Below are 12,076 nucleotides of genomic sequence, written 5' to 3'. Positions count from 1 at the left end.
CCTATGGCATCGCATCCTCCAACTCCTGCAGCGCCTCTTTCTTCAGCTTTTCTACGTCCCCTTCTCCTTTTTGCCATTTCAAATAAGCCGAGCGCAACTGGCTCCTGGTGGTTTTTTCAAAGGTCTGTTCCTGTTCCAGATAAGACGCCAACTGAGGCGCCGTGTAAAAGCTGTAAGAGGCCTGTGTTTCTATAAACGCCTCATAAAGACTCTTGTATTTGGGATTTTTCAGATCTTCTATGGCCTTCGGAAGATACTGGAAAGCTGCTTCTGTCACCGGCATATACCCTACGCTGGTAACAAATTGAACATTGATTTTTGGTTCTGTCAGCCATTTTAAAAAGACCACTGCGGCAGCTTCTTTTTCCGGCGTGGATTTTACTGTGCAAAACCCTGCTCCCCGCTGCATCACCATTTTTTCCCCCTCCGCAAAACAGGGAACCGGTCTTGCGACCACCTGAATAGGCTCTGAGTGATTGTCCGGATAGGTCACAATATCTTCGTAGTAGAGAACACTTGCCGAGGACGCTACGCTGACGATCACGTCTCCCGTCCGCAAAGGCTCTGTGGCGTAGCCTTCCTGCAGCCATACCCCACCTTGTACGGCGGCATCGGCATAGGGTTCCCACATTTTCATAAATCCGTCTCCATAGGCAATCTGCTCTCCGTTAAAAAAGTCCTCTCCCAAAGACGCCACCCCTACCTGGGCGTAATTGAAATGATAGTCGTGGACAAAAAACGCCTTGCCGTCTCTTTCTACCTCCGGCGTCTGTGCATCTGTCCATTGGTAGTACATTTTAGACATTTCATAGAGTCCCTCCCAGGTGTCCAGCTGTTCTATGGTTGCGCCGGTCTCCGCCGCAAATCGGTCAAACAGAGTCTTATCCACAAACAGGATCTCTGTAGACTTTGCCACCGGAAATACCACAAGACGCCCCTCCACCTTTCCTTCTTCCAGAAAGGACGGAATGTAGGCAGCCAATTCTTTTTCCGTAAAGTAATCCCTGTAATCCACCAGGCATTCCGGATCCGGCATAGCCAGAACTGTTTTGGGATAAGAAATAAACAGATCCGGCAGTTTGGCGGCTCCCGGTTCTTTTTTCGCTGCCCGCAGCACGGCATCATGAATATTGTTGGTGTTGGACACCACCGTCACCTGCAGCTTGATCCCTTTCTTTACTCCCACCGTTTCGTTAAATTCCTCGATCAACCCGTTCAGCGGAGAGTCTGTCTGTCCCCCGTATACATGCCACACCGTCAATGTGACCGGTTCTCTCCTGCTTTCTTTTTCCCGGCAGGCAGTCAGCGCCAGTACACATAAAAAAGCAGCTACCGCTCCGCCGCAGATCCACGTTCTTTTTCTCATACATTTCCCCCTTCTTGCCCCTGCATTTTTTGCAGGGAAACTGCCAAGCCCTCCATCCCCCTGTCAGTATCCACACATTTATCAAGTATACCCGATAATTATTTGTCTTTTTTCTGTTTATCTTTCTTATTTTTTATTATATCGTCGTGTTATGATGTTGTAAATATTTTTATCTTCATAAATCAGATTATGTCGTTCTTTTTTCTCTTTTACTCTGTAATTTTTATTTTCCTTTTTCTTTCCTGTAACTTCCGCCAGTGGAGCGACTTCCTTTGTTTCCTGTAAAAAAAGGCCCCAAAAAGACTTTTGTCTTCTTGAGGTCCTCTCTGCTGTATTTCTATTGTCCGACGGAAAAATATGGGGTCAAAAGCTCTGCCACATTACTGATAGGCATCGTCTGCAGGATCACTTTGCCCGGTCCTCTGACCACTGTATTGAAGATCCCTTCTCCTCCCAGCAGCATATTTTTTGCGCCCTTTACCGCTACGATATCCATGGTACAGGTATCTTCCATTGCCGCCAGATAGCCTGTGCTGACTACGATCTCCTGTCCTGCCTTCAAATCGTATTCCACCGCATGTCCGTCAATTTCCACAAAGGCTGTTCCATTTCCGCTGAGCTTCTGCATGACAAAGCCTTCTCCGCCAAACAGCCCTTTTCCCAGCCTTTTTTGGAAGTACATGGACAATTCCACGCCTTCCTCTGACGCCAGAAATGCGCTTTTTTGTACGATCATGGATCTTCCCGGACGGATATCCAGCGCTTTGATGGCTCCCGGAAAGCTGGAAGCAAATGCGATCATCCCGTCTCCGCCTTCTGCCGTAAACCGATTCTGGAACATGGCTTCTCCTGACAGGAATCTTCCCATCATTTTTTTCATGCCGCCCCCCGACGTGGTTTCCATCCTCATATTGGGACTCATCCAGCTCATACTTCCGCTCTCTGTGATCATGCATTCCCCCGCGCTCAGCTCACAGATGACCACCGGAAGATTTCCTCCTACGATTTCATATTTTTTCATCACAAGTCTCCTCTCTCTTTGTTCTTTCTTCTGTTTTCCTTTTTCTTTTCACGGCTTCCTTTCTCTCTTGCCTTGCAGGCTTTCCCCTTTTCACCGTTAAAACAGAATTGATTTTATTATATCGCTGTGCCATTTGCTTGTAAATATTTTGTTCCGCTGAGCCTGCATCTTGAACCTGCCTCTGTGGATCTGGTTCTGCACCTGTACTGTTACTCAGCCTCTCCATCTGCATACTGCCGAAGCAGCCTTTTGGCCTCCTGCTCCATCTGCCCTGCAACCTCTTTGGGCGAAAGGATTTTCACCTGTTCTCCCAGAGAAAAGATCCATCCTAAAAACTGTTTGCTGATATGAACCTGCACCTGTACTGTAAAATGCTTCTCATCCACCGGGATCAGGCGCACATCCTTCCCAAACCGGTCCATGATCACTCCTGCCAGCTCGTTGTCCACCAATATTTTTACCGTCTCTTCTTTTCCACCGAACATCCCGAAGCTTTTTCTTGCGTAATCCGCCATGTCCAGCTTTTTAAAACAGCTTTTCCCCTCCCTGTCTTCCTCCGATGCCCGGATATGCAGCATCTTATCTACCCGGTAATGCCGGATCTGCTGCGGGCCGGAATCAAATCCGATCAGATAATAATTCTCGTCGTCCCAGGACAGCCCCCAGGGGCTGATATGATACCAGTCGCCGCCGCGCCGCAGTTCCATTTCCTTCTTCACATTCCACTGATAGTATTGAAAATAAATCTTCTTGTTGGTAGAAATCGCATGGTGAATGGCGTCCACCGTATAATAGATGCTTTCGTTCATGGTCTTGATCCTCCCCGAAACATATACCTGGCCCTGAAGCTTCCGCGCTTCAAACTTGCTGACCAGCTTTTCCAGCTTTCGGATCAAAGCATTTGACTTTTTTTCTGTAATAAATTTGGAAGACTGTACCGCATCTACCAGAAGCTTTAATTCCGGCAGCTCAAAAGGACGATCCACCACATGATAATGATACCGGTTGCCCATCGGTTCTCCTTCTACCTCCAGTCCTAGCACTTCCAGATCCCGCAAATCTGTATAAATACTTTTTCGATCTGCCGTGATCCCATACGCTTCCAGAGCCTTTAAGATTTCCGGCATGGTAATATAATGCTCCTCGTCCGTACATTCCAGCATGATCTGCGCCAGTCGGTACAATTTAAACTTTTGATTCGCCCCCTTTGGCATGGCTACGTTCTCCTTTTTCGCTATAGGATCTCCGACTCCCTGCAAACCTTACCTGCGCTGTCCGGAATACCTCCCGTCTTCTGTCTCGCCGGTCTTTGCCTCACAGTTTCTTTCCCTTCCATGTATTGTCGGCCCATTTTGTACGGATTCATAGACAGCCCGAATCTTTTCATGCATTCTTCTCAGACTGTATTTCTCTTCTATCCGATCTCGACTCGCCTGGCTGTCTGAAGCAGTCCAGGCAGACGGGTGGCTACTCTGAAGCAAGGCTTCCGCCAGTCCCGGCACGTCTCCCGGTTCCAGCAGGATCCCCTGTTCCGGTTGTACAAGTTCGGGAATTCCTCCCACCGTCGTACTAATGATCCTGTTTCCGGCCGCCATCGCCTCCAGGATGGCCATAGGCAGCCCTTCATTGTAGGAGGGTAGCACAAGCGTTCTGACCTCCTGAAGCAACCGGATACGCTCCTCCCCGGAAACCCAGCCCAATACCTCTATCTTGTCTGCAAGCCCTTTTTTTGCGATCAGCTCCTTGATCTCCTCTATGTCTCCATCCCCCGCCATAAAAAGATGAAGCTTTGGCCTGCTTTGAACAGCCCTTTCCATGGCTTCTACCAGATCATAGGCGCCTTTTCGCTTTCCCAGTCGTCCAAGAAACAGCAGATTCTCCGCCTTTCCCCGTCCTACCATAGAAGGAGCATACTTATCCGTATCCACCCCGTTTTCAATGACACAGATCTTCGCCAGTGGAAATTTCTGACGAAAATAGCGATACCAGCTGTCAGACAGCACCAGCACCTGATCGCAGGCATTCCAGATCCTTGCCACCCTCTCTTTTTTTCTTCGAGAAAGCCCTTCATAAAACGCTTTGTATTCTGCGCCATGCACGTGAAGAATGACTTTTTTTCCTCTTTTTTTCAACGATCGGATGTAATACCCTTTCCTAAAGGTGCTCCCTCTGGTTGCCATGTGTATATGAAACAGGTCGTATGTTTCCACTGATCGAAAAAATCGAAGATAGGCTCTGACTGAGTGCCAAAGCCGCTTAAAAAGAGGGCCGTCACAGCAGGAAGCATAGGCATCTATCTCATAGCCTTCTGCCAGCAGAGAGCTGTCTGACAGGTTTTTCAAGACCGTCGCCATCCCGCCATTACTATATGTTTCTGTAGGGCCAATTTGTAACACTTTCACTAAACTCATTGTTTTATACCCGTTCCCGATCCGGATGCTCCCCGGACCATCCCAGCGGCGGCATCGTATCTATCTGGTACAGATCTGTGTTTGAAATTTCAAAATCGAAAATATTGAGATTTTCCACCATCTTTTCTTTCTGAGACGCCTTTGGGATCGACGCAAACCCTCTCTGATATTCATAGCGCAGGCAAAGTTTCGGAACGCTGACCCCATACTTTTCTGCCAGATGTTTCAACAGCACATCCTCAAATAATTGTCCTCGTCCGACCGGTCTGTAAGCCTGCACAAAAATCCCCTTTTCACGGCAGTAGCAAACGGCAGCTTCCTGCATATGTCCCGGATGGATCTCCAGCTGGTTCAGCATCGGGGTGATCTCACAGCACCCCAGAAGGTTTTCAATATGGTGCGGCAAAAAATTACTCAATCCGATGGCACGGACTTTCCCTTCCCTGTACAGCTCTTCCATTGCCTTCCAGGTTTCCGCATCTATCTGCGCCCAGTCAGCGTCCTCCGGGGAACGAAGCGGCCAATGGATCAGATACAAATCTATATAATCCGTATCCAGTCTTTCCAGAGACTGATGAAACGCCTGTCTGACATTTTCATATCCCATTTCTGTTTTCCATGCCTTTGTGGCAATGACAAGTTCTTTCCGGTCAATTCCGCTGTCACGGACAGCCTTTGCGATGTACTCCTCCGTCTGGTAAAAAGAAGCGGTATCAAAATACCGGTATCCTGCCTCCAGAGCAGTACGGATCACATCTGCCGTGTCTCCTTCTGCCGCCTTATAGGTCCCAAATCCAATTGCCGGAATCTGCACTCCATTGCTCAATTCAAAACACTTCATATCGCCGCTCCTTTTATTTTTCCTCTGTTTGTATCATAACATTGCCCCTCTGGGATCCCTGCTACCGTACCGGCCCTTGATTTCGGCAGGTGCTTGCCTGTATTCCATGTTTTGCCCGCTTTTTCTCTGTTCTTTCGCCCGCTCCTTCGCTAGGGCTTTTTCGTCAGAGTTTCTACATCCTTAGCCCTTCCGTTTTCTCCGCCGCTTCCTCATTTCTTCGCTAAGGCCTCTTCGTCAGAATTTCTGCATCCCCAGACACGATCCTGGCATTTGTCATGTATCCCGTTTCTTTTCTCTCCCTCATTATAGGGCGAATACCCGTAAATTGCAATTTCTTCCCTGCTATTCCATGCGATTATTACGATCAGGCATTCTCCAATATCACTACGGTTCATCGCGCGTTGGAAAACATATTCCACCTTTCTTTCCACAACGTGTCAGAAAAAGCATCGCCTCAAAAAGTGCATTAGAAAAATATTGAAAACAGCCGGCAGCACACGAAACATAATCAGCGCCGAAACAAGAATCTTTCTGTGCTTTCACTAATTTCTGTATACTCTGCAAATTATGCCTCTTTGCGTTACCAGAATCACTTTGGCTTTGGCTGTGTCTTCCATCTTGTCATACAGTCACCCTGCGCTGATACACTCTCCTATCGCGGTATACGGGCTGTTTGCCACATATCCAATCTTTCCAAGCCCCTCCATCGTTACCTGGATCGCTTCTTTGTCGTATTCGTTCTCCGGTTCCTTTTTCAGCGTCAGCTTTGTTCCTTTTTCCAAAAAATCCGAGCCATAATAGTGCTGCACTCCGGCCAATGTAACATATAATTTCTCCATTTTGAATTCCTCCTGTTTTCTCATATTCTACATATCTTCCATCCATTCCCGGTAATCCGCTTCACTTGCAAAAAACTGGTATCCTCCGTTTACGTAACCCATATACCCGTCCTCTGTGTTGTATCCTTTCATGGCTTCCTGCTCCTTTCTTTTTGGTAAGATCAGATTACCGGATAAGCTGTCCAATAAAAACCCCACCTTCGAAAAGTCCCCGTCACATAAATGAATGTTTAAGCACATAAATGAACATCCTTGTCATTGATAAAACTTTCACCCAAAAAGTGAAAAAAAGCCTTTGGTTTTTCAGAATTTTCACTCTTGTTTTTTTCTTCAAACTTGCGGGATTTTAGTAGACATTCGGGAAGAAAGTGGTATGATTCATATGTTGACATTTCTACTTTTATTATGCGATCTAAGAGGATAACTGTATGGATTACAAACGTATTTTACAAGGAATTCTTGACATTGGAGAGTCAATGTTGAAAAGCGGTGCTGAAAACTTCAGACTGGAAGACAGCCTGTACCGAATGTGCAGGAGCTATGGATTTAAACACAGCGACGTATTTATTATCCCAAGCAATATCCAGATCACCATAGAAACTCCGGAGGGTGAATTTTTCACCCAGATCCGTCATATTGAAACCACAGATATTGACTTTGACCGGCTGAATTATCTTAACAACCTATGCCGGTACGTGTGCGCCCATACGCCCGATGAGGCGGAGCTTCGCCAAAAATATCTGGAAGTCATCCATCGTCCCAAGCAGCATCCTGCGGCCCCCTATTTTGCCGGTATCATGGGCGGAACAGGATTTGCCGTATTTTTTGGATGCAATTTTATGGATGCAATCGTTGCCGTCATCGTTTCCCTGATGATCATCGTGGTCGGCAAACAGCTTTCTAAACTGGAAAACAATCTCATGATCCACAACATGATCCTGGCATTCCTGTCAGAATCCTTCATTCTCCTTACGGCGCGCTTCGGGATCGGAAGCCATCCCGACCGGACCATGATCGGAATCGTGATGCTGCTGATCAGTGCGCTGGGAACCACCAATGGGATTCGGGATCTTCTGCAACGCGATTTTATATCTGGATTCATCAATATTATGAACTCTTTTCTGGGAGCTGCTGGGATTGCCTTCGGCACCGGTTTGTCTATCCTTTTGTTGCACGGAGTATCCTCTGATGGTTTCATCCTGAACCCCAGCATCCCGATCCAGTTGATCTCCTGTACAGTCGCTTGTACCGGATTTGCGCTCCTGTTTAAGATCAGAGGGCGTCAGGTGCTGTATTCCAGCGTCGGAGCCTTCTTTACCTGGGCAATCTATCTTCTGGTATTTTCTGTCAAACCCAGCAACTTTCTTGCGACACTGGCTGCGGCTGTTTTTGTTGGATTTTACGCCTTCATCATGTCCCGACTAAACAAGGCGCCTTCCACCATTTTCCTGACAGCCTCTGTGTTCCCGCTGATTCCGGGACCGAACCTGTATTATATGATGTACGGTTGTGTCAGCAGAGATCTGAATCTGGCCTTTTCAGAAACGATCGTTTTGTTGGCTACCTGTTTGGCCATTGCGTTTGGCTTCATCATTGTAGATATGGTTGCCCGCTATTCCATGTTTGCCCTGCGGCGGGACTACCACATCGGCAAAACCTTCGGCCGAAACGCCCAGAAAAGAAAAAAGAAGTCGTAGAAGCACTCCTCCTCTCTTCCTGACAGACAGACCATGTCGCTGTCTAGGAGAGAGGAGTTTTGTTTTTCACCGGTAGTTTTTGGGGCTCCCTGCTTTGAAATCATTCTTATATTTTTACCGTCTATTTATTGAGCAATTAGATATTCCACTTATTACACTATCATTACAGGTTCAAACACTGTTTTAAACAACCTCAAAAAGGTATGTTGCTGCTAATCCATCGCAATCACAGAATTTGCAATTCGTTTCCTTGCTCCTACAGGTGTTGTATAAAACCTTTGATCAATCCCAAATAACACCATCCTTAACTCTTCTTCATCACCCACAAGAAATCTATCATCTTCCGTTTTCAAGTCTGGGCAGTATTCTTCTATATAGGAGAAAATATTAACCCGTTCCTCTGGTTTTAATCCCGAAAGAGTTTCTGTTACTAAAGCGATTCTTTTCCGATTTGCCGTCTTCACTTTTGATACTCCATATCCCTCTTTCAATGTTATAAAATCATCCTCCAGAAACCGCTTTACCTCGTCCTCTGTGGCTTCTCTGTACAGGTCTTCAATTCCCTTAAAGATGCTGGTAATCGATTCCAGTTTTCTAAAATATAGCGTGTCTTTGAGCCTGCAATACGCAGCATCCGGAAGTTCATGAATAATAATTTCCTCTCTTTGACTGTCATATTGAAAATTTTCTCCAAATTTTATGATTCCTTTCTTTTTGGCCAGCTTCGCCTTGCTGATCTTTTGAAAAAAGATTGTAGTTCCGCTTTTGACAAATAGAAAGTCTATTTTTTGAAACTCCGACACTGTCAGCAATTCAAAATCCGGCGTTTCAAACCGTTGTGTTATGAGATCTATAGCATATGGCTGCTGTGAAGCATTTTCTATTTGAAACCACTCTCCGTAATCCAAGACTGTTCCTGCTGTATAGGAAAAAGACGTCTCTACCAGTTCTTGCAGTTCCGGATACACCATTTCATTCGTAGACAACACCTTCCGATATTTGTTACCATGTTCACGCATACGAAGTTTTACACAGACTGTATTCATTAACCTCTCCCTCTTCTTTGAATGTATGTTGTATCATTTATTCTCCGCAAAGTATCAAAGCATATGCTTTTCCGATTTCGTATTACCTGACCTTTTGCAATTATAAACAGTTTTGTTCCCTGCTTTGTCAGAACATGATAAAAATGATAACCAAACAGCAAGAAAATTGGATTAAAATACTGTGCCTGCGAAAAAAAAGTAAAAGCAAACACTAGCAAATATATGCAAATCATGGTAGTGATATCTGTAATCCCTAAAGGAATGAAAAAATATCCTAAATACGTCGGCAAAAAAGTATTATCTTCCAAGCTAAGTTCCTGACAGTCTTCCAGTTCGTCCACACCCAAATAAGTTGTGATTTGTATAGAGAAGGCAGACAGAAAAATCGGAACAAGTACGAGTAAACCGCAAAATATCCATGGTGGAATATTCAAAGTTGTAATTTGCTCCTTTATCCCATATATCACCCACATCCAAAAAGTAGCATTCACCGTCATCAAAAATTTAAAAATCAAATTCACAATCGCACTCCCTCTCTCGAAAACACATATTCTCTTTTTCAGAATTGCTGGTTCTAGGCAAATGTTTTTCTGCTATAAAGCGCCTTTCTGCTTCTCTTTCCATTTTTGACAATAATTTTTGTGTGTTTGACTCACAACCTTCCTAAGAAGGTTGACTTCCTTAAAAAATAACAACATTTTTCAACTCACGTTTTTATAACGACCCTGTAACTTTTATTTTTAAAAAATAATAACATAAACATAATAATTTTTCAACCTATTTTAACTCCTACTTGCGGATCATCCCATCCGAATGTTGCCCATTTCAATTCACGGTCTCCTCGCGGAGGCCGACGGTTTGAAAGGAATACATGCGGTAACGAGGTAACAATTTCAATTCACGGTCTCCTTGCGGAGACCGACGATCAACATATCCCCGTCCCGGAATATCTCGGTTTATTTCAATTCACGGTCTCCTTGCGGAGACCGACGATCAACATATCCCCGTCCCGGAATATCTCGGTTTATTTCAATTCACGGTCTCCTCGCGGAGACCGACGGCTTGACTTTGCCCGACTTCTCATTGAGTTGGACGATTTCAATTCACGGTCTCCTCGCGGAGACCGACTAAACAAACAAACAAGCAAAACAAAGTCGGAATTATTTCAATTCACGGTCTCCTCGCGGAGACCGACTTCTTTTGTGTTCTTTGTTATGGCAGTCCTCGCATTTCAATTCACGGTCTCCTCGCGGAGACCGACATTCGGTGATGGTGTGGCTGTTGCTACAAGCTTATTTCAATTCACGGTCTCCTCGCGGAGACCGACGGAAGCGGGACAGTACAGGTATGAGCAGAATAGAATTTCAATTCACGGTCTCCTCGCGGAGACCGACCGAGAAGATCATCGATATCGTGAGTTGGCGCCTTATTTCAATTCACGGTCTCCTCGCGGAGACCGACGATGAAATCGTTAACAAAAAGGTGTGATAGTGTCAATATTGGTTGACACATTTATCTCAAAGATATCACTGCCTATGCAGCCAGTCCCAGAGATTGGTAGTATCTCTGGCGCTTGATCATCGGAGGAAGCCCACCGTTAGCAGAGCAGATCCTCCTGTTATTCCAGTAACTGATGAAATATCTCCAAATGAGAACCTTCAGTTCCTCTGTGGTCATAGTTTCCGTATTGTAGCGGTCATAGAGAAGCTCGCTTTTCATTCTGGCCCACATGCTTTCGCATCGGGCATTATCGTGACACCTGCCACCAGCACTGTTCATGCTTTGAATAATACCGTATTTTGCCAGAGCCTTACGATAGGTTTCACTGGTATATTGTGTTCCTCTGTCAGAGTGTACAATAGCCCCTCGCAGATCAGGATATGCCAGATAGGCATTATCCAGGGTATGCTCGCACAAAGTTGCTTTCATGTTGCTTTCCATTGCCAGACCAAGGACACTGGAATCAAAGCAGTCAAAGATAGCTGAAACATATAATTTTCCATCTTTAGCCTTGATTTCGGTAATGTCAGTTACACATTTTTCAAGTGGCTTATCGGATTTGAAATCTCGCTTCAGAAGATCATCTGACTTACGAGCTTCCCGATCCGCCTTGGTAATACCATTCGGCTTACGTTTTGGTCGATGACTAAGGCCTATTTCATCCATGACCCTGTAGACGGTTCGCTCACTAGGAATCTTGAGTCCTTCCGGTTTCTTAAGGAGAAGTGCCTGATACATACGAATACGCCCATATGTATCATTGTATTCATCCTCAGTATTGATTGCTCTTATAGCATCAGCGAGATCCTGATATTTCCAGGGCCGGTCTTTATGAGCAAGATATTTGTAGAACCCCTGGCGGCTGACACCAAGCATCCGGCAATAGAATGAGAGTTTTCCCTTAATCGCGCCGCCTTCCGTTTTTATGGCAATGAACATCATTCTTTGGTTCTTGCTGACTTCCGACGGCTGGCTGCGAAAAAAGCACTTGCTTCCTCGAGAAATTCATTTTCCTCTTTCAGACGCCGGATTTCTTTATCTTGATCCTTAACGCGTTTGCGGAGCATAGCAAGTTCCTCAGCGAGGCTCATTGCACTTTCCGGAGTATGTGCACCGTCGCCAATATCCAATGTGCCGGCTCTAACTGATTTCAGCCATGTATGGATGGTTCCTTCTGGAATACCTAATTCTTTGGCTGCCTTAGCACCGCCGATTTCTCTGGCAAGTTTGACAGCCTGGACCTTATATTCGTGGTCGTATTTACGTTGGGTACGTGACATTGAGAGTTCCTCCTTATTCTCTTTATTATACATGAATTCTTTGAGAATAAGGTGTCAACTTTATTTATACAACAT

General features: G+C 45.6%; 11 protein-coding genes, 1 pseudogene and 1 CRISPR repeat array. Of the genes and pseudogenes, 1 reads left to right on the top strand and 11 read right to left on the bottom strand.

Going from position 1 to position 12,076, the window contains the following annotated elements; all coding sequences use genetic code 11:
• Window position 1: 1 nt before the first annotated feature.
• The 7 genes and pseudogenes from SOW26_RS01720 to SOW26_RS01690 form a co-directional block, all read right to left on the bottom strand.
• Complete coding sequence (locus SOW26_RS01720) at window positions 2-1,366, bottom strand: extracellular solute-binding protein (protein ID WP_320651778.1); 1,365 nt, start codon at window positions 1,364-1,366, stop codon at window positions 2-4.
• A gap of 337 nt (window positions 1,367-1,703) precedes the next feature.
• Window positions 1,704-2,387: a TIGR00266 family protein gene (locus tag SOW26_RS01715; RefSeq protein ID WP_154476997.1), complete on the bottom strand. Its 684-nt coding sequence runs from the start codon at window positions 2,385-2,387 to the stop codon at window positions 1,704-1,706.
• Window positions 2,374-2,613 carry a hypothetical protein gene (locus SOW26_RS01710; protein WP_320651777.1) on the bottom strand — a complete coding sequence of 80 codons (240 nt, stop codon included), beginning with the start codon at window positions 2,611-2,613 and terminating at the stop codon, window positions 2,374-2,376. Before SOW26_RS01710 ends, SOW26_RS01715 begins: the two co-directional genes overlap by 14 nt.
• Window positions 2,597-3,601: a helix-turn-helix transcriptional regulator gene (locus SOW26_RS01705; protein ID WP_276958775.1), complete on the bottom strand. Its 1,005-nt coding sequence runs from the start codon at window positions 3,599-3,601 to the stop codon at window positions 2,597-2,599. Before SOW26_RS01705 ends, SOW26_RS01710 begins: the two co-directional genes overlap by 17 nt.
• 48 nt (window positions 3,602-3,649) lie before the next feature.
• Window positions 3,650-4,798 carry a glycosyltransferase family 4 protein gene (locus SOW26_RS01700; protein WP_320651776.1) on the bottom strand — a complete coding sequence of 383 codons (1,149 nt, stop codon included), beginning with the start codon at window positions 4,796-4,798 and terminating at the stop codon, window positions 3,650-3,652.
• Window positions 4,799-4,802: 4 nt separating this feature from the next.
• Window positions 4,803-5,639 (bottom strand): aldo/keto reductase, encoded by an 837-nt coding sequence (locus SOW26_RS01695; RefSeq protein WP_320651775.1) that lies wholly within the window; start codon window positions 5,637-5,639, stop codon window positions 4,803-4,805.
• A gap of 542 nt (window positions 5,640-6,181) precedes the next feature.
• Window positions 6,182-6,478, bottom strand: a pseudogene (locus tag SOW26_RS01690) (HIRAN domain-containing protein).
• Window positions 6,479-6,906: 428 nt separating this feature from the next.
• Here SOW26_RS01690 and SOW26_RS01685 point away from each other — a divergent pair.
• The gene (locus SOW26_RS01685) at window positions 6,907-8,175 is read left to right on the top strand and encodes a threonine/serine exporter family protein (protein WP_320651774.1); all 1,269 of its coding nucleotides are present in this window, start codon (window positions 6,907-6,909) and stop codon (window positions 8,173-8,175) included.
• 212 nt (window positions 8,176-8,387) lie between these two features.
• On the opposite strand, the gene SOW26_RS01680 is transcribed toward SOW26_RS01685, so the two are convergent.
• The 4 genes from SOW26_RS01680 to SOW26_RS01665 form a co-directional block, all read right to left on the bottom strand.
• Window positions 8,388-9,221, bottom strand: coding sequence for a hypothetical protein (locus tag SOW26_RS01680; RefSeq protein ID WP_320651773.1), 834 nt, complete (start codon window positions 9,219-9,221; stop codon window positions 8,388-8,390).
• Window positions 9,221-9,742, bottom strand: a complete 522-nt coding sequence (locus SOW26_RS01675) for a hypothetical protein (RefSeq protein WP_320651772.1) — start codon at window positions 9,740-9,742, stop codon at window positions 9,221-9,223. Before SOW26_RS01675 ends, SOW26_RS01680 begins: the two co-directional genes overlap by 1 nt.
• A 301-nt stretch (window positions 9,743-10,043) precedes the next feature.
• A CRISPR array of direct repeats spans window positions 10,044-10,682; the repeat unit is 33 nt; unit sequence ATTTCAATTCACGGTCTCCTCGCGGAGACCGAC.
• A 72-nt stretch (window positions 10,683-10,754) separates the two neighbouring features.
• On the bottom strand, window positions 10,755-11,663 hold the full coding sequence (locus SOW26_RS01670) for an IS3 family transposase (RefSeq protein ID WP_320651771.1): 909 nt from the start codon (window positions 11,661-11,663) through the stop codon (window positions 10,755-10,757).
• On the bottom strand, window positions 11,660-12,001 hold the full coding sequence (locus SOW26_RS01665; RefSeq protein ID WP_320651770.1) for a transposase: 342 nt from the start codon (window positions 11,999-12,001) through the stop codon (window positions 11,660-11,662). Before SOW26_RS01665 ends, SOW26_RS01670 begins: the two co-directional genes overlap by 4 nt.
• Window positions 12,002-12,076: the final 75 nt, after the last annotated feature.

It is taken from the genome of Suipraeoptans intestinalis, assembly GCF_034091795.1.
Taxonomy (GTDB): domain Bacteria; phylum Bacillota; class Clostridia; order Lachnospirales; family Lachnospiraceae; genus Suipraeoptans; species Suipraeoptans intestinalis.
The sequence above is the reverse complement of the archived record's forward strand: the minus strand, read 5'-3'. Positions and strand labels throughout refer to the sequence as shown.